Below are 22,401 nucleotides of genomic sequence, written 5' to 3'. Positions count from 1 at the left end.
CGTATTAATTTAGTTTGAATTCATTAAAGTCATTAATTAATCCTTTTAATTGGTTATTAGCTTGTTCATCATAACTAACAAAACCACAACTAACTAATAACGATATTCTTAAATATTCAATCCACTTGTTATACTTATCCAAAACGATTCGATTTACGCTAGATAATTCATCAGTATTATTCTCAAACAAATTTTGAATTGTTTGAGAATCTATTTTAATTACTTCATTATAATATTTAAAGTTACTATTTAGCTTTAAGTTTTCTATTTCAATTAATTCCTCGGAAGTAAAATAGTTAGCATCAAAGTTGATGACAATATCATTTATTAACAATGTAAATGTTTCCGCTAAAAATTCTTCTATATCTTTATCAATGAAAAGTTCTGAAACAACATCATTCAAAATGCGTTCTGACTTATCTTTTAATCCTCTATTTTGAATGATTTTGAAAAAATGATTTCCTAAAAAAGCTATACTATTTTTACTTATACCATTATTTATGAAATAATCAAAATTAGAGTTGTTGCTTAATTTTTCTTCCCAGTAATTAAATAATAATTCTGTATAAAACTGTGCTTTCGATTTAATCTCTTTGTTTTGAAACAGATTTTCTTTCTTAATTCCTTTTTCTAATAGAAATTTTTCCACCTCTTCATTTGAGGAAAGCCATAAACGCTGTTTTAAAGTTTCAATAACCTCTTCATACGATTTTAAAGTTTTTAATTCTGGATAACTTTCAAATAATATACTAGATTCATTAAAATTTGATGCATTTTGTTCACTTAAATTTACTACAAAATTATCATGCAGTATGTTGAATACCTCAACAGGTTTTACAGAAAGTTGTTTAATTAATTTATTAAATGCATTTATATCTTTTGCTAATATCGAGTTCAATGAAAATTGAATTTCATTTACGCTTTTCATACTATTAGCTCTAAGTATATTTAAGTCATCTGAATGCAAATGATTGTTTAATTCTTTTCTTAAATCAATAACAAGATTATTTAATTTATTTATGTAGTGATTTGTTTTTGTTAGATTATTTGAAACTTGCTTTAAATTGCTTATAATTAACTCTGAACCGTCGTTATTTAAATCCGTTGCTAAATTCCAGTTTTGTTCGGGTGAGTCAAAATGATTTTGAACAAATTTGAAGTTTAAAAAGGATTCTTTTAATTTATGTAAATATGTTTTACGTTCTTCTCTAATTTCAACTTCATAGCCTACTTCTTCAAATCCCTCAAAAGAATCTGTTGAGTATTTGAAATCTCTAAGTAAATAAAAGTTTTTGAAATTTTGTTTATCTTTAGTCCAATCAACATGCCAATTTTTAGTTTGAGTTACTATTTCATTTTCAAAAAAACGATTAAATCTAGTGTCCCATTTGTAATCTAATTTTTGAACATCATTTGTATATTCGAAATCATTAGTTGTATCAAATTTCAATTGATTGTTAAAAAAGGTAAAAATCACAAATAATGGAGGAATATTTGCATCTTTTAATGCATTATTTCTGTCATAAGCACTAGCTCCAATATTTTTAGTTATCCAATTGAATAATAAAGTTGGAATTTCATTTACATCTAGTTGTTTATCATTCGTACAAAACAAAAGATTATTTATATTGAAATCGTCTGAATATTTGTTGAATAAATAAGATACTTTTCCTCTCAATAACATGTCTGGAATAATTTCATCATCAATATCTTCACTTTCTATAGCCAACCTGCTTCTCGCTCCTGGAAAGTCAAGTAAATCTGAATTTTTTAGAAATTCTTTACTCTCTGTAAGTTCATTTGGAATTGAAAATACAAGCTCAGCTGTAAGGGCAGTGATTAATGATAAATTTATTTTTATTTCTTCTCCATTTTCTTTTTTAATAGTGGTGAATTTATCACAGGAGTATAATTCTTTCAATCTCTTTACATCTAGAACTTCTCCTTCACCACGAAGTACTTCTTTAAAAGATAAATAAGCTACAGTATCAAAATTTAGTATTTTTAAGTCTGAAATTAATTTTGAAAAAAGTGTGGAGAGATGTTGATTTTTATTCCATAATACTTCAAATATAGCTGTCCATTCATGATACTCAAAACCACTAATAATTTTACCAATTCGTTCAAAAAAACGTGATTCATTTAAGCCTACAAACATGATAGTATGTTTGCTTAAATGATTTTCAAAATATTCTTTAAGTTCTAAAATATCATATTCAGAAAGCACATTTTGTTTCGAATTAGTAAACTTTGATTCAAATTTCTGGATATGTAGATTTAAATCTTTACTGTTAACAAAATCAGTTATTTTTTTCAGATCTAAAAAAAAGGAATCCAGAATAATAATCAAAATATCTTTTGAAGAAAGTAGTTTTATTTGTATTGGAAACTCCTGAAACTTCACTTCATTATCTACAGTAAACCTGGTTACTACACCAGTACTTTCTGCTCCAACCCCCGGAGGATTAATATCTTTAAGAAAATCATACTCTTTGTCATTATTTCTAATAACAAATGGTTGACCCTTTCGACTTAATAGGTTTTTTATAAGATAGGACTTACCCACTTGACTACCTCCAAAAACAGCAATAACAGGTTTTGAATCAATATTTTTTGAAACCTTATTAAATGTATTTAAAGCATTTTTAAGTTTTAATATAAGTGCGTTTTTTTCTTCATATTTTAAGTTGTCTTCTGCCCAGTTTACTGTTTCGGTCAACTTAATACTATTTGAATTAATGTTCTCTTTTAAAAGTGCTATATCTTGTTCTGAGTAATGTTTCATATTGTAATTATCTAGCATTTAAAATAAACTCACAAGTATCTAACCAATATCCATTTTCATTATCTAAAGTTTGGTAGTTAAGCTTGAAGTATTTATTTGATTTATCATTTCCTTCATTATCTTCAACGCTCTCAATTTTTAATTGTTCTTTCGATTCGTCAATATCCCTTGATAATGTTATTTTTAATGGTAGGTTTTGATAAATTTTATTTTTCTCTATACTAAGTTGTTCTGCATAAAACACATCTTCTTTATTAGGGTAACGTGTTTTTATGGTATTGGACATTTGTTTATCATCAAGACTAATACTGTATAAATCTGAAACAGGATAATTCTTAGAAATATACTTAGCATAACCAAAATGATACGGCAAAGCATTAATTAGTATTGTATTTTCATTTTTCTTAGGAGATAGTATAACTTCTTTAGTACTGAAATTGCTTTTAACAATATAATCCGCTGTTGAAATTAATTTTTGCTTTAAGAGTTCTGTATCTAAATTCAAATCATTAATCTTTTTCAGTTTACCTGCCATAAGTGCAATAATAGCCCCTACACTAACCATTGTTTTTGGGTCTTTTACAAATCCATTATCGTCTGAGAAAGGGAACCATTTTCCTATCCAATATTTATTTAAATTAATTAGATTATTGGGAGAAGTTGCTAAATATTTTAGAAAAAGTTCCTCTATACTATTTAGTGAGCAAGGTTTTCCTGAAAGCACAATATAATCACATTGGTATTGGTTTAATACTAAGCAAAGTTGTTTTATTAAACTATCAAAAACAGAACTTGTAATGGCATTTATTTTGTGTGCGCTAATGGTCCATTTTATATCTAAGAAGTTGAAACCAAAATGTTTTTCGAAATATAGAACTAATTCTTTGTTGTTAAATTCTTTATCAATTATTTGTTCGAATGATACTGAACTCTTCTCATTTGTATTTGCATTATTCAAATAATACATTGCAATTGGAATTGCTACTTGGTGAATAAAAGCTTTACGCATCATTTTAGCTATGTATCCAATATTATTAGTGTCTTGTCCAAAAAAGCCATTTAACTTTTCAGATATATTTTCTACTCCAATTGCTTTTGCGTAATTTTCAATAACTCCAGTACAACCTTCATCTAAATTTGATTTTACTTCACCTTCAATTATTATTTGTTGGATAATTTCTTTTAATAAATCATCCCCAGCCAATTTAAAACTATCCCAATACAATGGATCTGGTTTGATATTTATAGTTTTGTTTTCACTGTTAAGTGAATAATTATTTATCATAACGTCGGTTGTACCAGCACCAATATCTATAGAACCTACTGTTAGTTTGTCTTTATTTTTAAACAAATAATTATTAATTACATAATTATTTCCTTGCAATTTTTTTGATAATAAACTGTAAATAAATACCAATTGACAACTAGTCGCTTCATCATACGTCCAATCTTTTCTTTCTTCTAAATTAGGAAGTTTTTTTGCTATATCGTTTATTGAAGGTATTATCTCAGGTAATTCAAACCAGAATTTATTATCGTTGGAATCAAAATAAAATTTAACATAATTATTCAATAATTTACATGCATCTTCAGCAGCTTTTCTCAAAGCAATTTGTTCATATTGAATCATCCCTGTAGGGCAAGAAATAGTTATTCTTTTTAAAGTTCTCGGTATTGTAAGATTTTCATGATCTTCTCTGAACTTATAAGAATTTATTTGAACATAAGCATGAATTAAAACTTCCAAAAAGACAAACTTCATTAGTGAATTTCTAGAGAACAATGATTTTGAACCAAAAACATCTCCATTTGTTAAGGCACCATCCATTTTCAATTGCTCCGAAATACCGCTTAAGTATACTTTTTTTATTTTATTGGAATTATTGGTAGGGTAAAATTCCCATTCACTCTCAGCAGGATTGGTATCCCATAAATATCGCTTAGGGCTTGAATTATGGGTTTTTAATTCATAACCAAGGTTAAGGTTAAGATTGGCATTATTAATTAAGTTTTCTGCTTCAAAACCAATCCTAACAAAACTTGGTACCGTAAATTTATTATTATGGTATTTTTCTTTGTTTATATTTCCAAAAACAGATTCACTGAATACAACATTCATTGGAAAAGGTTGATTGTATTCTACTTGTGGATTAGAATAGTCTTGAATTATTATTTTTTTTACTTTTTTAAAATTAAAATTTTCATCGTTTTGATTTTCAAAAAGCAATGCACATGTTGCTGAATTTCCAATATCGATTACTAAGTCAACAGGTATTTTCTTTGTGTCATCTGTAAACAATTGAATTTCTGGAGTTTCTTTTAAGCTATCTATCCATTTTAATAATTGTATATAATGGGAAACGTATTGTTTTATTGGTTGTTCGTATCTTAATTCTTCATTTTTTCCATAAAACGTATCTGCTAAATAACTTTCAATCCATGATGTAGCTGCATTAGTATTAAATAAAAAGTTACTAATATTTATCTCATTTGTATGAATTTTGAAGATATTTTCCTCCGGATTTAAACTTAATTGAGGTCCTGTTTTATCAGTTTCATTTTTTGCTAAAGTGGTATCTATTGCAAGTACTAAACTGATCTTATTATATTCGTCATCGCAATCAAAATATAAACGTACCCAATCTGTAGGATACATTAGGTCTTTATTGATAGAATTGTCTTTAAAATATGGTAAGGGAATCCACTTCTTCTTAAAATGTTTTAAGGCTTTTTTAAGATTGTTTGTTTCATAATAATCCGCAATTACTTTACAACTATTTAAATCAACATCATCCTTTAACTTATTGTTTACAATGAAGTCCTTGTCTATTAATTCCTGTTTTCTATAAAAAAAAATATCCCCTTCAATAGTAACTTTGAACAAAGGGTCTAAGGTAAAATCTAAAATATTAGAATCAAATGGTTGGTGAAAATATAATTTATTGTTTTTAGCAAAATCTAAATTAATATCAGCTTCAAATTTATGATACTGAATACTTGAATTAGAGATAAGTGATATTCTTTTCATTAAATGTGGTTTAATCAAATTTTTCGGATAAGTCAAATATAATATTTTTTACTAAATATCCTATTAATTATTTTAACATACTAATTGATACTTTTTATACTAGATTTATTAATAAACAAAACTAAATATTTAAATTAATAATATTTTACGGTTTCCCGTAATGGGGAGTTTTATTATTAAGGGTTATATATTAAATAAGGGTTAAAAAGTTAAATTTCAAGTTTAATATAGTATATGATATTTCTATTTATAACCGTTAAAATATTATACTAATTAAAATACTAAAAATAAATATATACAAAAAACAAAAAATTAATACACAACAAATTATGACCTCATCAAACCCATTTTATATAATATAAGTAAAGGTTGATGGGATTAGGTTAGATTTACTTTCATCGATTTGTTTTTGGAATAGCTATATTTTTTTAATTTGGTTTTGTTCAATGATTTTAGAGACATTATTAAATGGACTATTGCCTTTTAATGGTTTGATCTAATTATTCTAAATTAACAACTTTATACCGTGTATTTAAATAGCTAATATTGTGTATTTAAGAATTGCAGCACAAAGAAATTGGAATATTTAATACTTACTTTTAAAAGCTAAATAGTCTTCTACTTTTTTTTATTTCTACTTCTGTAAGATACTTACCTGAAAAGAAATAATTTTCAAGATCTGATTTTTTAAAAAACAATTTTTTGCCGCTTTTGTAAAATGGGATTGTTCTTCTATGAACTCTTCCATATATTGTAGGCTTACACATTTTTAAGTATGCTGATACCTCATCGATATTCATTATGTCGTTTTCAATAGGAGGTGTATAATTAAGTTTTTCTTTTAGTTCTGAAATTGCTTTCTCGATTCTGTCTAAACGTTCGAAAATTAGTTCGAAAGGGTTTTCCATTATTTGTTTATTTTTATTTTAGGTATAACGAAAAAAATGAAGAGTTTTTTCCAAAAACAACAGTGCTTGTAGCTATTCTTTCAATATATGAAAAAAGTAACGGCTGTTTGATAATCGTATCTCAAATACTATTTTATGAAAACCATTGTTTCTATTTATCTAGTTTTGAATAAAAGATATATTTATCAGATCGATTAATTTATTATTTCAAATACAAGATAAGTTACTAAATAGTAAATATTTATTTCGAGATTTATTCCCACAAAATTACATTTATACTTTTAAAAATAATGTGATTTATTTTTGACTTAATTCATTTATTTTAAATTTTTAATAAACGGACTTAATGCTTTTTCAAATTTTGGGAGATTAGAAACTAAAAAATTATTCATTGTCTCCCAATCAGATTCATTGTATAAATTAACACAATCTTGATCTATTTTTATCCTACTCATTTTGTTTTCAGGTAGTTCTTCCCAAATAAATTCGTTGCCGAATGCTTGTTCTATTACTTCTTTGTTTTTATGTAATTTTTTGAAGTACATTTTATTGATGTCCTTACTTGAGGAGGAAATCGTCAATTCAATTCTAACAAAAGATTTAGTTACTACAAAAGTATAAGATACACCAGCAGTTCCCGCACCAGTAGAAAGCCAATGATCTTTAGACGGGCTTACATTGGCAAATAAGGTAGTGTCTTTTATTATTGGTAACAATTGCTGCCAATATTTTTTTCTTACATTAAATCGATTGGGTTCTGATTCGTTTTCTGTACCTGCTGCATATTTGATTGACAAATCTTCTTCCATTTCGAAAAGAGTAAGCAATCTTTTTAAACTATTAAATTTAGAGTTGCTATCTATATTTGATTCAATAAACCAACCATTAGTTACTTCTTGAGGTGCTCTAAAATCAAAAGAATTTCTTGTTATTTTAAAAACATCCTGATTCTCAACTAGTAATTGTGAGTTCTTCTCATGGAGATTTCTAATAACTCCAAAATACATTCGAGCGATAGTATCTTCTTCGACTTTCGTGTTTTCGAAAATGTAATATTCTAGTTTTTTATTTCTCGGACTTTCTGCATCAAATATGTTTTGTTCTTCTGAATCATCACTATCGATAATTATCACATCCGGGTATTCCCAAATTTTTAAAAATCTATCGTAAATGATACTTAATCGTTCTTCATAATTTGCAACGTTCCAAGTATCTAAAGATTTTAAATAAGCATTCAACCATAATCTGCTGAATTTATAGCCTTGTTCTCCTTCTTCATTGTTCATTTCCTTCTTGGCTAAAAATGACTTATTACTAAGCGTGCCATTGTTTCCAGAAAGAGTAAGGTTTCCGATTGTGTTTAAATATTTTTCCTTGAATAAAAAATACTCTTCTGATGATAAATCTGTGCTCCATTCCTGATTAGGATTTCTAGGAAAAATATGTTCAATTGTAATGTTTTCATTATTTGTATTAACATATTCACGATTGTTAAAATTTTCCAGCATTTCAAACAGATAATTTCTGTTTTTAGGTTGGGTATTATACAAATCCTTATCCTTTAAAGCTGTTTTTATATCTTCATTGGTAGGGAATTTGGCACTTCCTTTCTTTTTAAGCAAGACTCTAGCAATAGAATCGTAATATTCCTCTGTATCAACCTCTGCATATAGACTCATAAAAATCTTATTTAATGCGTTTGTTGGCAAACCTACCACAAACCTTCTCCAGGCATAACTTTGAATGAGTTTCAGTATTTTTATCAAATCCTCTTTACTTAACAACCCATTTTCAGCATCTTCAAATACTTGCAATAAAAAAGGATAGGCTACATTTATTTCTAATCGATTGATGTATTCTAGTTCTTTTCTAATATTTCCATCTGGAACCGTGGATGGATTTACCAGCTTTTTATAGTGAATGGATAAGGATTTTATGTTTTCTAATTCTTGATGGTAAGCATCTTCTTTTTTATTTGGATATAGGCTTTTAAACTCAGCATATACCTTATTTTTATTTGGTATTTTCTTATTGCGAAGTGTTAGGTAATCTCTTATGAACTCTGAAACTAATGAGCTTTGTTTCACTAAATCTTTTGCATTTTCTTCAATTGGATTCCAAATATTTTCAAAAATTCTATTTTGATCTTTTGGAGACAAGTCCATAAGTATGAAATTACGAATCAAATCCGATTGCGATAAATCTAATCCAGTTGAATTTAAGCTTTCAAAAATACGCTGTGGATCGTCTTTGTCTCTCTCTAATGAGATTTCTACAAATATTAAACGATTTAAACCTCTTAATATAACTTCGAAATTATCTTCGTTGATAGCACTTCTAAAGTAGTTGTAGTTTTCAATTACATTGGAGAACGTGCTAAATTCATTTTGTGTTCCAAGCATAATCGCTTTGAATGCTAAAGAATTCGAATCTGTTTGTTTTAGTTTTAACTTACTGGATTCATTTTGAACATATTGATTAGTTAAAAACATATTGTATAACCTATCCGCATCCTGTGTTTTACCAATTTCTTTAGCAAAACGATAAAGGGCTACATATAATATGTTTATTGTTGTTAAACGTTGTTGTCCATCAATTATAACTAATTCTTTTACTTCACTAGTGCTATAAGTTCCTTCATGTACAAATACAATACTACCAATAAAATGAGTACCTCTATTCTCTGTTTCAACTGAAATAATATCATTAAGCAATTCTTTACATTCAGCATTTTTCCAATCGTAATTTCTTTGGTATACAGGAATTACAAATTGCACATTAACAGCTTGTAAAAAGGTAATTATTGGTAATTCGTTTGCTTTCATATTGTATTATTTATTCAAATATTTCGTAAAATGTAGAATTCTTTATTTGAGAATATTTACAAATTTTATTATGATTTATTTTGCTAGAAAAGGCTATAAAATGATTTTATTATTTCCCTTCTAAATAGTATCACGAAGTTACTTATAACTCTCCACCTACACCTTTAAACTTCTCTATAAAGGCACTTATTTTTTGAAATACGCTTTGTTTTTTTGTTAGATATTGTGGGTTTAATGGACTCATTTTTGGTAAAATAGCATTTAATTCGGTGCCGTTTTCACTTGCGAATTCACGTTTTAATGATGCTGCTATGTATCTCTTTGTTTCGTCTTCATTTAAATTTTCATCTGCAATTAGTTCTGTGGCTTCTTTCTTTTGTTTTTCTTGTGCATATTTGAAGAAAGAATCTATAACATTCGCTTTATCATTAATGGTTTCAAGGTCGGTTTCATTAATGAAATCTACGACTAAATTCTCTTTTGCTCTATTGCCAATACTAGCTCGAATGACTCTACGAATTTCTTCAATCAAGGTAGCTTTATCTTTGTTCTTTTTCTTGTGCTCAAAAATTAATTCAAGAATGTAATCCAGGTTTATTTCTTGTGATTTAAGTAAGTCTATTTCAAAAACTACATCATCCCAATCAATAGTTGATTCTTCTGATTCTTTGCCGTTTTTCTCACGTCTTAACCAGTCGCGAATATCATTGTATGTTGAGCGATAATCTTGAATGGTTCTTTCAGGTAGCAAGCTGATTTCTTGCATCTTCTCTAATTCTTCGTCTGTTACAAAGTTTGCTTCTTTAAATGCTTCAAGAGCTTCTGTATCATTTACATCTATTGTTTGAAGTGCTTTTAGATTGTTGAATTCATCGTAATTCTGTAAAATGTTTTCTACACGTAAATACTCCCCAAATAGTTTAGAGAATTCTTTTTTGTCTTTTTCTGTTTCTATTTCGTCTGGTTTTGGGAACTTTTCATTTAATTCCTTCACCACATCCATAAAACCTCTTCTTGCTTCACCTGTGGCAATATCAGTAAAACCTTCTAAATATTCTTTGTAGCTCTTTTCTAGTACTACGTTTTTAGTGTTTTTATCTCCAAATAAGGTTATAGCATCTACAGTTGCCCTTTCTAAATCTCTGAACGTAATAATGTTTCCAAAGGTTTTAGTAGCATCATATATTCTATTTGTACGTGAGAAAGCTTGCATTAAACCATGGTAACGTAAATTCTTATCTACAAATAATGTATTTAGTGTTGGTGCATCAAAACCCGTAAGAAACATACCTACAACTATAATTAAATCAACTTCTTTGCTTTTAACACGTTTGGCAAGATCTCGGTAGTAGTTTTGAAATTCTTTACTTTCGACTCCAAAACTAGTTTTGAACATTGCATTATAGTCGTTTATTGCAGCTGTTAAGAATTCTTTGGCACTGCTATCCATAGCCGTAGGTTCAAAGTTTTCATCTGGAATTTCTCCTATAGCACTTTGTTCTTCATTGGCTGCAAAAGAAAATATCGTAGCAATTTTTAAAGGTTTTTCAGTATCTTTTTGAAGACGATTTAATTCTTCATAATAACATTTTGCTGCTACAACACTGCTAACGGCAAACATGGCATTAAAACCTTGGTTACCTGAATGTTTTCTGTGTGTTTTTATTCTATAGTTCTTTAGAATGTATTGTGAAACTTCTTTGATACGAGCTGGGTGAAGTAAAGCTTTAGTATTTTCTGCAGCTGTTAATTTCTTTTCATCCACTTCTGTTTCAAAACCTTTAAACTGCGGACGAACGTTGTTGTAATCTACTTTAAATTTTAATACTTTTTCATCTCTAATAGCATCGGTAATAACATACGAATGTAATTCGCGACCAAATACACTTGCTGTTGTTTCAGCACCTAAAGCATTTTCAGGAAAAATTGGAGTACCTGTAAACCCAAATTGATAAAACTTCTTAAATTTTTTGTTTAGGTTCTTTTGTGCTTCACCAAATTGAGAGCGATGTGCTTCATCAAAAATGAAAACCACTTGTTTTTGATAAATGGCTAAATCACTTTCGCTTTTCATTAAGTGGTTTAACTTCTGTATGGTTGTAACAATAATTTTATTGTCGTCTTTTTCAATATTTCTTTTTAAACCCGCTGTACTGTCTGAACCGTTCACGCTATCAGGAGAAAAGCGTTGGTATTCTTTCATGGTTTGAAAATCCAAATCCTTACGGTCTACTACAAAGAAAACTTTATCAATAAAATCTAGATTTGTTGCTAATCTTGCTGCCTTAAAACTGGTAAGGGTTTTACCAGAACCAGTAGTGTGCCAAATATATCCTCCACTTTCTTTATCGGACCATTTTTTAGCATTAAAGGAACTTTCTATTTTCCATAACATTCTTTCTGTTGCTGCAATTTGATACGGTCTCATTATTAACAATGTATCGCTAATATCAAAAACGGAATACGTTAGCAATACATTTAACAAGGTGTGTTTTTGAAAAAAAGTTGTTGTGAAATCTTTCAAATCTTTAACCAAAGAATTGTCTGCTTTTGCCCAATTCATTGTGAAATCGAAACTGTTTTTATCTCGTTTTACTGTGTTGGCAAAATAACGGCTATCTGTACCATTTGTAATTACAAATATTTGCAAATACTTAAAAAGTGAATTTTCACTATTAAAACTTTCTTTGCTGTAGCGATGCACTTGATTGAACGCTTCACGAATAGCAACTCCTCGTTTTTTTAATTCTATTTGTACCAATGGTAAACCATTTACTAAAACGGTTACATCGTAGCGATTAGAATGGGTACCTTTTTGTTCGAATTGTGAAATCACCTGGACTTTATTTCGAACAATATTTCTTTTATCTACCAGATAAATATTTTGGATATGACCATCGTCAAAAACAAAATCGTAGATATAGTTTTCATGTAATTTTCTAGTTTTATCAACCGTATTATCACTTGGTTTGTCTAAATACTCTTCTGTAAAACGAGCCCATTCGCTGTTTGTAAATACCATGTTATTTAGCGCTTGTAATTGCACTCTAACATTAGCTAACATGTTTTCCCTAGTATTAAGGTTAGTAGGGTTTTCATATCCTAGATTGATTAAATCTTGGATGAATTCCTTTTCTAATGCTGCTTCTGTTTGATAACTTGCAGGAGCTTCATTCACCTCTAAATACTTGGTAAATTTATCTAAAACAATGAAATTGTTTGATTCTGCTATGGTTTTATAGGTACTCATTGATTTTATTTTTTAGGAAATGTTAGTAACAAATCTCTATAATACTCGTATTGTTTCTTTCTTAACTCTATTTCTTTAGGTAAACCTTCGCTAATGGAAGTAGTTAAAATATCAAATTTATCTAGAATGGAAACGATGCGTTCTTGTTCTTTTTTTGATGGTATAGGAATGATCGCTTTACCTAAGCCTTTAGCATTAATAGCAGAAATTTTACCAGAAGAAATGTGCTTTTTAATTTGATCATGAAATTGTTTAGTTCTTGTAAAATATGCAACATACTTCGCATTTAATATGGTTTTATATGAAAAACATGCATCGTGAACAACTACACCTTCTTCACCTAGCCAAGCCGTTCCCATTCCAATATCATCTATTGTTTCACCAGCTGCAACGATGACAATATCTCCTTTCTCGGCTACACGAAGATTTTTACTTTTAACAAGCTCTTCACTTACAAAAGATTTCGTTTTGTCTGCCCAAGTACCATAGTGTGTGTACATTTCACCGTAATGAATAGTAGGAACTCCTTCAGAAATCAAATCAGTTTTTACAAAACGCTTACCTCTTTGAAATACCCCAATACTTTCATCACCCATCGGTAGATGTTTTACTTCCTTATCATCGAAAATAAACAATTCTTCTCGATAATAACTGTATTGTTGTTTGCGTGCTGTTAGCTCTGCTGTTAGCTCTGCTGTTAGCTCTGCTGTAAGCTTTGTAAAAGAATCGAGAATTGCAACTATTTTTTGTTGTATTTCGAGCGATTTTTTAGGGTTTTCTGGGCAAGGAATGGGGATTTGGAATTTTTTAAAATCTTCCTTGGTTATAGTCTTAATTATATTACCACGAGCAGTTTCTTTTTCTATTTTGAATTTTTCTTCAATTTGATATGCAAAATATTTTTTATCAATTTTAATCTTAAAATGTTCAAATATTGCGATAGTCCTATCAACATATGAATCATATTGTGTAATGGCTACACGACCAATACTGCCTTGTAAAGTTACTATAATAGTATCTAGTGGTACAAATACACTTTTTGACTGAGCCAATTTTGATATCTTCTTTTTTGTATTCTTTACAAGTTGTAAATCATAACTAACATCAACAACTTGGACAAAAGGCATTGCATTTTCTCCATCATACCACTCACTATTGCCGTATGGTTGAGGAAATGAACCACGTCTGAATGTTGCAATTTCTTCAAGACTTATCAACTCAATATTTACACCTTCTAATAATTTATCTAGAAAACTCATGCTTCAATCTCGTTTATAATGGCATCAATATCTCCACGAAGATTATCAATTTTCCCTACTGTTTTGGCAACTTTCTTGTTTAAATCAACAATGTTAATCTTCTCTCGATTGTCTTTCGCTTCCACATAAGAACTCACCGATAGATTGTAATCGTTTTCACCAATTTTGGTGTTGTCTATTGATATTGCAACATGAGGTACATTTTCTTTGCTATCAAATAGTTCCATTATTTTTTCAATATGCTTATCCGTCATCATATTGTTATTGGTAACCTTTTTGAAGAAATCTTCGCCACTTGCATCAATAAATTGTGTAGTATTATCTGTCTTATGTTTTGAAAGCACTAGAAGCGTAACCGCAATAGAAGTACCATAGAATAAATTAGGTGCAACAGATATGATGGTTTCTACAAAGTTATTATCTACTAAGTATTTTCTAATTTTTTGTTCGGCACCACTACGGTAAAAAATACCTGGAAAACAAACTAAAGCTGCTCTTCCTTTAGGAGATAGATAATGTAATGCATGCAGTACAAAAGCAAAATCTGCTTTAGATTTTGGTGCTAATACTCCTGCAGGTGCAAAACGGTCGTCGTTAATTAATGTTGGGTCTTCATCGCCAATCCATTTTACCGAATAGGGAGGATTGGATACAATAGCATCAAATGGCTTTTCATCGCCTAATTGTGGGTCTTTAAGCGTATCTCCCAATACAATGTGAAACTTATCGTAATTGATGTTGTGTAAAAACATATTCATACGAGCCAAGTTATACGTAGTGTGGTTAATTTCTTGGCCATAAAAGCCATCTTCGATAATGTGATTATCAAAGTGCTTTTTGGCTTGTAATAGTAAAGAACCTGAATCAGCTGCAGGGTCATAAATCTTATTTACATTGGTCTGCTTATGCATTGCCAACTGTGCAATTAGTTTAGATACGTGTTGAGGTGTGAAGAATTCACCACCTGATTTCCCAGCATTAGCTGCGTAATTTGAGATTAGAAACTCATAAGCATCCCCGAAAAGGTCGATTTTATTGTCTTCAAAGTTTCCGAAATTCAGTTCTTCAACACCTTTTATAACTGCTGCTAAACGGCTGTTTTTATTTTCAACGGTATTTCCTAATCGAGAACTTGTAGTGTCAAAATCTGCAAACAATCCTTTTATATCTTGTTCTGAAGGATAACCATTCGCCGAACTTTCAATAGCTGTAAAAATGTCTTTTAAATCTGTATTAAGGTTGGGATTGGTGTTAGCCGTTTTAGTAACATTCGCAAAAAGTTGACTAGGATAGATGAAATATCCTTTTGTTTTAATAGCATCGTCTTTTATTTCTGAAGAAATTTGATCGTCTGCAAAACTTGCATAATCTATACTTTCATCACCACCTTCAATATATTTTGTAAAATTTTCACTTATGAATCGGTAGAAAAGGGCTCCTAAAACAAAGTGTTTGAAATCCCATCCGTCTACAGAGCCACGTACTTCGTTGGCTATTCTCCATATTTTCGCTTGTAATTCTGCTCTTTGTGCTGTACTTGTCATTATTTTATTTTTGTAAATCTATTGGCTTAATAATTTTATGTAAAAAAGTGTTGTTAAATTATTTTTTTCTTTGAATATCTGAATCTTTTTAACATGTGTAAATCTAAAAAAAATTACTAAGTAAACCTATCCAAAATTTGTTTAGGTCTATACTATTATAAATATATTCTTACCGGAATAATTAAATAGTAATTCAATTGATTCAAAATTAATTAGTTTGAACAAAACTATTTTACGGTTTCCCGTATTGTAATAAAAAATAAAACTTTTAAAGATATTTTTGTCTTTAAAAGTTTTATGCAAATTTGAAATAATAATTCATTTATAATTTGGTTCTTTTATAAGCCATTGAAGCATATAAGTGCTTAATAAATTCATCGAGCTCTATTAATTGTAATAAACCATTGGTGTTTTTTGGTATAGGTTTTATTTCTATATTTTTTAAATGCTTTTTGAATGCAACTTCACCGATTACCAAAACTATCATTGTTTTTATTACTTCATTTAGTTCTTTTGATTCCTTGTAAGGATGGAAAACTGTAATGCATAATTTTTTTGTTGTTGTATTGAAGTCGTCCAACTGTAGATACAGATCACTAATTTTTACCTGGATTTCTGGAAAAACGTAATAGTTGTCTTGCTTATTTAGGTAGAGTTGTTTGTTGGTTATTGGCTTAATGATTACTATAGGTATAAGCTGTTTTAATACTGGTTGTGCATCTTCTAATGCTATTAATTTAGGGAATAGTTTTCTGTGCCCGTAAGCTGTAAGGAATAATTTCACTCCATCATTTTCTCTTATGACAATGTAGCAAAGTCTTTTTGAAACATAGTTGAGGTTTCTTAGAAGATGCTCCATAACTTCGTCTGTTTTGATGCCTAATGCCATTGCATTGTAGATGTTTGTTTCGTTATCTTCTATCCATCTCCAGAAGTTTTGGATGGTTTTTAGTTGTCTTTGGTTTATTGTTTTGTTCATGAGTCACTATATTAAATTTAACTTATTTTCTTTTGTCATTAACCACATTATTAAAAGCTATTAGATTGCATAATTCTCTTAACCTGGATCTCACTCTATTACCATATACTTTTTCAATTTCAGTAGCTGAGAGATTGGTTGTGATGTGTGTTTTGAGTTGTTTTGAATGGAATAAATCATATCTTGATAAAAGAATTTCTGCCATAACATTGCATTCATTGCCATAGTACTTGATGTTGTTTTCTGTTCCTAAATCATCAAAGCAAAATGTTCTTGGTTCTGAATGGTATAGTTTTCCTTTGCTATACCGGTGTATTATTTCATAACCGTCCTGGATAAATTCAAAACTAATATCTCTGCAGGGTTTAACTGAATATTTATGGTCTGGAAGAGCTAGGTGTTTCATAAGATTCATTAAAGATGTCTTACCACAGCCTATTGGACCAGTTAATAATATACCCTTGTTGAGGTCTATGCCATATTGATGACATGTTATTTCATCTTTAATGAAATATGCCATAAGCTTGTACACAATTGCATAATCTTCCTTATAGATTTTAAATTGATTGCCATATAACTCCTGCCCTTTTGTTTCTAGTCTTTGAATTATTTCTTGATAGTTGTATTCCATAGTAATTCGTTAGAAATGTTGATGAATTAAGATTTAAAGCGGTTCTGCATAGTCTTTATCTGTTGAGGTGTTTAAATGTTTTGCTCTGTTTGAATTAGCGTTTTCTGTTTGGTTAAAAACTGTTGCATTTAGCATCCAATTTTGAGCAGCTGCATTCCAATTTGCCATGGGAGTTTTTCCACCCACTAACCATCCAATGCTTGAAAAGTAATTGAAGAATTTTTGTCCTTCAATTTCTGGGTATTGTTTTTCTTTAAAAAATGCTTTTACCTCTTCTAAAGTTGGTTCCTGGAAACCTTTATTTTTTTCGCGCAACTTTTTTTGTTTGGATGGTTCGTCTTTCAAATTACTTTCATTTTGATTTACATTTTTTTGCTCGCTTGCTTTTATGTTTTCATTCTTTTTTATGTTTACATTGTTTGTATTGTTTATATAGTTTATTGAAGATACCAGTGCTTGTTCAGAAGCTGGTTCACTACTAGTCTTATTACTAGTCTTTTGCTTGTTCACTACTTGTTCATCAACTTGAGAAATTTTTTTATAGGTTGTATCTTTTTTAAAACTTGGTTTTTTGTCTTCCGAAAAATCAAATAATAACACTAGACTACCTCTATAAGGATTATAAGATGGTTCGTATTTAATTAGTTTTTTATCATTAAGATCTCTCATGCATTTATGATAAGTTGCTTTGGAACATATTTTACTTATACGCATCATTTCGTCTCTGGTTATACTAATGGGATTGATAAATCTGTTTATGTTCCAAGCGTGAAATAGTGCCATATATAAACTTACGTGAGTGGGGTTTAATTCGCTGTCTGGTATTATTCTGTCAAAAAAAGCTGTTAGGTGTTTTATATAATTCATAGATACTAGGATAGATTATTGATTTAGTAACTTATTGATATCATCATAATTGTAATAAACATTTTTACCGATTTTGGTATTTTTTATTTTACCGTTTATTCTTAAAGTATTTAGCGTTCCTGGGGAAATATTTAATAGTTTACGAACTTCACCAGCTTTTAACCATTGTCTATTTTTTATGATTTGATTAGAAGCACCCTGCATTATTTGTTTGATATCTTCTAGTAATTGCATTCTAAAATGATTTAGGTCATCTACTGTTATTAATTGTTCTCTGTAAATTCTAGGAGGTTCAGAAATAACTTGATTTTGATTTTTTTTTGCCATTGTATAAAGTTTAAGATTTGATACAAATAGAAATAATAACTGGTTGTCAAACCAGTTATAGGGGTTATATAACCCCTAAGGATTGTAGTGAAATAAGGGGGTTTTGTCCTAAAAAAAGAAGTGTGCTCTCTTACAATTTAGATTGTGAAAGTTATTTGGAAAACCAGTTTAGAAATTATCAAGAAGGCCTAATAAAGGTTGTTTTGAAATGATTGATTTTACATATTATGCCCAAACATATATTCTAGAATTAAAAGAAAGGCCGATTATTTAGTACGATTTAGTAATTCAATAATTTTAAACTTTATAGCTTCTTTTGTACTAGTTTCTACATTATAATATTTAGCATACAAGCTAGTAGCGGAAATTTCTTTTTGATTATCCGTTTGAAAATTATCCGCAAAAAATCTAATGACATTTTTTTGATTTTTGCTTTTTATTATATTGGTTTGAATCAATAAATTAAGAAACCATGAAAACTGCGCTACTGATAAACCAATATGTATTTTTTCCTTATTAGAACTTACCGGAACCATATTATTGTTTTGCGTTTTAATACTATTTTTTTTAGCACGGTATTCTATTTCTTCTTCTATCCAACTAGTAATTTGATATTTAATATCAGGAGTTTTATTGTTGTATGTATTGGTAATTAAAATCTGCTTCTGATTGATAAGTTTTAGGTACTTATATAGTTTACTTATTTTTTTAACTTCAAGTTCTTCAGCTTTTAAATCGGACTTTATTTTCTTTGTTAGCCAATGAAAATAGTTTATTTCGTTGTAATTTAGTTTTAGTAACCAAAGGTATAACTGGCTTTCTACAACCTCTATAGCATTTAAACTGCATAAGCGGTCCAATTCGTTTATATACTCGCAACAATAATTAAATTCTTGATAGGTCATTTTATCTTGAATGCCTAAAGTAGAAAATCGTAGTATGGACTGATAAGCGCTTTGTAATAATTCTTGATCAATATTTAGATTTAGTAAAATTGATTTAACGTTATTAAGTTTTGGAGCTATTTTATTTTCATTTAATAATATAGTTCTTAGAGGCACTCTAATATTAATATTAAGATAGTACTGATATTCTAACTCAATAAAATGCAATAGCTTCTCTAATTGAACATAGGCAAGCTTTAAACATTCTCTACTATCATATTCTGCCGGAACTTCATAAATCTCTGTATTAGTTGTTGGATTGATAATATATAATAATCTAGAAGTCAAATTCTCTAATGCATATTGAATTTTTTGAACAAAATATTCCATTTGTTCCTTAGAATTTGCACTGAAAGCCGTTTGCTTTATATAATATTTAATATTATTACATTCTTTCTTTATACAGCTGCAATAATATATAACAAAAGCTTCCTCTTTATTTAATTGCTTTGTATCTTCAAAGAATAGGTAAAACTTATCTGAAGTTTTATGCTTTACTAATTGATAGTTAGCAATAGTATTATTTGTGGTCTTTAGAAAGTGATTTCTAATGTTTATTGCATCTTTTTCATTTACATATTCTACCAATTTAAGTTTATTGATAAAGGGATGTAATGCATGAAATGTTTTGGAAATTGTAATGTTTTTTTTGTTGGAAACATATTCATATTCATACACCCATCTACTTTTATGGATATGATTATTGAAAAATTTATCAACTTTTATTTCATTTTTATCAAACTGAGTATTAATTTCTACGATTAAATCTTCAATTTTTTTTAGAAAATATTTTTGCTTCATACTATTTAAAACACTGACAATTAATTTTTTAAATTATTATAATTATGAAAATATAATTATTGAATCACATGTATTATTTAAGCTACATAAACGGTGCTAAAAATATAAATTTTTATGAATATTTTACTACAAAATGAATTTATGTAAAAACTATTTAAAGATTTAAGAAAATAGTAATTGACAACTAAATAGAACCTAATTGATTAAGTACAAAAAAAGGGGTAAACTTTATTTAAAATTTACCCCACTTATTAAAATTATAATATACTAACTTACTTGAGCTGCTGCCTTACCATTCATATTAAATTTATTTTTTAAAATCTTCATATCATCACTTACTTTTCTATCGAGCACTTTAGCATAGTGCTGTGTAGTTCTCAGGTTTTTATGTCCAAGCATTTTACTAACACTCTCAATTGGAACACCGTTTGTAAGTGTTACAGTAGTTGCAAAAGTATGTCTGGCAATGTGAAAGGTCAATTCTTTATTAATTTTACAAATACCAGCAATTTCCTTTAAGTATGCATTCATTTTTTGATTAGATAAAATTGGAAATACTTTATCTTCATTTATACATTTTGGATTATCTGCATATTTATCAATTATCATTTGCGTTACTGGAAGAATCGGAATTTTAGAAGCACTTTCGGTTTTCTGTCTATGTGTAAAAATCCACTTCTCACCATCAATACCAAAACTTATATGTGATGTTGTTAGGTTTTTGACATCTACATAAGCCAATCCAGTAAAGCAGCTAAAAAGGAATATATCTCTAACTAAAGACAATCTCTCATTTTTAAAATCCTTTTCAATTATACTTTGGATTTCCGCTTCAGTTAAATATACACGTTCCACCTCCTTAACCTTAGCTTTATAGTTTGCAAATGGGTTTTTATCAAGCCAATCATTAGCAATGCATATTTTAATTATTTTACTAAAGTTTTTAATGTATTTGACCGCTGTATTATTATTACAATTTCTAACACTTCTTAGCCAGAATTCATAATCTGTCACAAATGCATGGTCAATTTTAGTAATATCAATATCGTTTATGTTGTATTTCCATTTCATAAACTCTTTTGTATGCTTCAATGAAGTGGTATATCGTTCTAATGTTCCAGGTGCATATTCTTTACCTACGAGTTGCTTAATCTTATTGTTATGATCTTGGAAGATAGGCACAAGATATCTAATTGGTTTATCTGTTCCTTGTAGTTTAGCTTTAATTGTAGATGCTGTTGCTGACTCTTTGTCTTTTAAAATTTCATGATGAGCTTCATAAACTTGTTGCTCTAAAGTTTTTAAATACGCATTTAAAGATTTGACTTCAAAAGAGGTTCCGCTTACTTTTTGAAGTTTGTTATCCCATTTAATTGGATGGATGCTTCTTTTGCTTGAAATTTCTTTGGGTACTCCGTCGATTGTTATTCTTAAATAAATTGGAGCAGTTCCGTCTGATTTGATTTTGTTTTTCTTGATAAAGAAAAGCAGGTTGAATGTTTTGTTCATGGTGGTAACTTTTTTTGTTGATAAAATTATATTTAAAAAGTACTTGAAACAAGATGTTCAAAAGATGAACTGCTTGTTAAACAAGTGTTTCAGTAAGTTTTAGTGACCCATTTTTGAAAAAAAAATTAGGTCACTAAATAGGTCACTGATGAAATACTATTTTATGAACTTTATTGCTATAGCTACCAAAGCAAAAACGCTGTAGAACATATGTTTTACAGCGTTTTGATTTGTTTTGAGATTAACTCCGCGGAGAAAGAGGTTCTTGTTGATAACAAAAAATGTCAATAAAATCAATACTTCGCAAAGTATTTTATTTAAGTGACTCCTCGACTGACTCCTCGTTATAGGGATACAATTATCTTAAATTCAAAGTACTCAAAGATAAGCATAATTGTTTGAATATTTAAGCATCAAGACCAAAAAATGAACTAGTTTTTAAACTGGTTGAAAGTATGAATAAGTAAAATTTATTTTCTTATTAAGGTATAAATCTTACCCAAAAATTAAAGGTTCTACTTGTTCACTTTTCAATCCAGTGTATTGACAAAACTCATCGATTGTTAATAGCTCATTATCTTGCTTTTCATAGCTTAATTTTATCGTCTTTAACATTCTAGCACTTTGTCTATAACTCTTGCCTGTGATACGTTGTATGTCTTTTGGATAGATGCAAATTCTTTTAAATTGCAATTTCATACTTTATCTATGCCTTTGGTATAGCGTTGACTTACTTCAAAGTCG

The 22,401-nt window shown here is 28.8% G+C and carries 13 protein-coding genes; all 13 read right to left on the bottom strand.

The genetic code is table 11. The annotated features are described in order from the left end of the window. Positions 1–4: 4 nt before the first annotated feature. Positions 5–2,785, bottom strand: coding sequence for a virulence factor SrfC family protein (locus G507_RS0107385; protein WP_026716904.1), 2,781 nt, complete (start codon positions 2,783–2,785; stop codon positions 5–7). A gap of 7 nt (positions 2,786–2,792) precedes the next feature. After that, positions 2,793–5,813, bottom strand: a complete 3,021-nt coding sequence (locus tag G507_RS0107380) for a virulence factor SrfB (RefSeq protein ID WP_026716903.1) — start codon at positions 5,811–5,813, stop codon at positions 2,793–2,795. Between the two features lie 599 nt (positions 5,814–6,412). Beyond that, positions 6,413–6,721 carry a helix-turn-helix domain-containing protein gene (locus G507_RS16550; protein WP_051191521.1) on the bottom strand — a complete coding sequence of 103 codons (309 nt, stop codon included), beginning with the start codon at positions 6,719–6,721 and terminating at the stop codon, positions 6,413–6,415. Between the two features lie 317 nt (positions 6,722–7,038). After that, entirely contained in the window at positions 7,039–9,546 is a 2,508-nt protein-coding gene (locus G507_RS0107370; RefSeq protein ID WP_026716902.1) for a DUF4268 domain-containing protein, read from the bottom strand. Between the two features lie 142 nt (positions 9,547–9,688). Beyond that, the gene (locus G507_RS0107365) at positions 9,689–12,796 is read right to left on the bottom strand and encodes a type I restriction endonuclease subunit R (protein ID WP_026716901.1); all 3,108 of its coding nucleotides are present in this window, start codon (positions 12,794–12,796) and stop codon (positions 9,689–9,691) included. 5 nt (positions 12,797–12,801) lie between these two features. Further along, on the bottom strand, positions 12,802–14,055 hold the full coding sequence (locus G507_RS0107360) for a restriction endonuclease subunit S (protein WP_026716900.1): 1,254 nt from the start codon (positions 14,053–14,055) through the stop codon (positions 12,802–12,804). Then, complete coding sequence (locus tag G507_RS0107355) at positions 14,052–15,599, bottom strand: type I restriction-modification system subunit M (protein WP_026716899.1); 1,548 nt, start codon at positions 15,597–15,599, stop codon at positions 14,052–14,054. The genes G507_RS0107360 and G507_RS0107355 overlap by 4 nt, the downstream gene beginning before the upstream one ends. 322 nt (positions 15,600–15,921) lie before the next feature. Then, on the bottom strand, positions 15,922–16,578 hold the full coding sequence (locus tag G507_RS0107350) for a hypothetical protein (RefSeq protein WP_026716898.1): 657 nt from the start codon (positions 16,576–16,578) through the stop codon (positions 15,922–15,924). Between the two features lie 22 nt (positions 16,579–16,600). Further along, a complete protein-coding gene (locus G507_RS0107345) occupies positions 16,601–17,209 on the bottom strand; it encodes a P-loop NTPase family protein (protein WP_026716897.1) in 609 nt (202 codons plus the stop codon). Positions 17,210–17,242: 33 nt separating this feature from the next. Further along, positions 17,243–18,076: a hypothetical protein gene (locus tag G507_RS0107340; RefSeq protein WP_026716896.1), complete on the bottom strand. Its 834-nt coding sequence runs from the start codon at positions 18,074–18,076 to the stop codon at positions 17,243–17,245. A gap of 15 nt (positions 18,077–18,091) precedes the next feature. After that, positions 18,092–18,403 carry a helix-turn-helix domain-containing protein gene (locus G507_RS0107335; protein WP_051191519.1) on the bottom strand — a complete coding sequence of 104 codons (312 nt, stop codon included), beginning with the start codon at positions 18,401–18,403 and terminating at the stop codon, positions 18,092–18,094. Positions 18,404–18,669: 266 nt separating this feature from the next. After that, positions 18,670–20,148, bottom strand: coding sequence for a hypothetical protein (locus G507_RS0107330; protein WP_026716894.1), 1,479 nt, complete (start codon positions 20,146–20,148; stop codon positions 18,670–18,672). A gap of 267 nt (positions 20,149–20,415) precedes the next feature. Beyond that, positions 20,416–21,657, bottom strand: a complete 1,242-nt coding sequence (locus G507_RS0107325) for a site-specific integrase (protein ID WP_026716893.1) — start codon at positions 21,655–21,657, stop codon at positions 20,416–20,418. Positions 21,658–22,401 lie beyond the last annotated feature (744 nt).

The organism is Flavobacterium gelidilacus DSM 15343, from assembly GCF_000422685.1.
In the GTDB taxonomy this organism is placed as follows: Bacteria; Bacteroidota; Bacteroidia; order Flavobacteriales; family Flavobacteriaceae; genus Flavobacterium; species Flavobacterium gelidilacus.
The sequence above is the reverse complement of the archived record's forward strand: the minus strand, read 5'-3'. Positions and strand labels throughout refer to the sequence as shown.

Bases quoted from the DNA above. Each gene is read 5' to 3' on its own strand.
- G507_RS0107350 (WP_026716898.1), bottom strand. From the start codon at position 16,578: ATGAACAAAACAATAAACCAAAGACAACTAAAAACCATCCAAAACTTC.
- G507_RS0107380 (WP_026716903.1), bottom strand. From the start codon at position 5,813: ATGAAAAGAATATCACTTATCTCTAATTCAAGTATTCAGTATCATAAA.
- G507_RS0107340 (WP_026716896.1), bottom strand. From the start codon at position 18,076: ATGAATTATATAAAACACCTAACAGCTTTTTTTGACAGAATAATACCA.
- G507_RS0107335 (WP_051191519.1), bottom strand. From the start codon at position 18,403: ATGGCAAAAAAAAATCAAAATCAAGTTATTTCTGAACCTCCTAGAATT.
- G507_RS0107345 (WP_026716897.1), bottom strand. From the start codon at position 17,209: ATGGAATACAACTATCAAGAAATAATTCAAAGACTAGAAACAAAAGGG.
- G507_RS0107325 (WP_026716893.1), bottom strand. From the start codon at position 21,657: ATGAACAAAACATTCAACCTGCTTTTCTTTATCAAGAAAAACAAAATC.
- G507_RS0107355 (WP_026716899.1), bottom strand. From the start codon at position 15,599: ATGACAAGTACAGCACAAAGAGCAGAATTACAAGCGAAAATATGGAGA.
- G507_RS0107385 (WP_026716904.1), bottom strand. From the start codon at position 2,785: ATGAAACATTACTCAGAACAAGATATAGCACTTTTAAAAGAGAACATT.
- G507_RS0107330 (WP_026716894.1), bottom strand. From the start codon at position 20,148: ATGAAGCAAAAATATTTTCTAAAAAAAATTGAAGATTTAATCGTAGAA.
- G507_RS0107370 (WP_026716902.1), bottom strand. From the start codon at position 9,546: ATGAAAGCAAACGAATTACCAATAATTACCTTTTTACAAGCTGTTAAT.
- G507_RS0107360 (WP_026716900.1), bottom strand. From the start codon at position 14,055: ATGAGTTTTCTAGATAAATTATTAGAAGGTGTAAATATTGAGTTGATA.
- G507_RS0107365 (WP_026716901.1), bottom strand. From the start codon at position 12,796: ATGAGTACCTATAAAACCATAGCAGAATCAAACAATTTCATTGTTTTA.
- G507_RS16550 (WP_051191521.1), bottom strand. From the start codon at position 6,721: ATGGAAAACCCTTTCGAACTAATTTTCGAACGTTTAGACAGAATCGAG.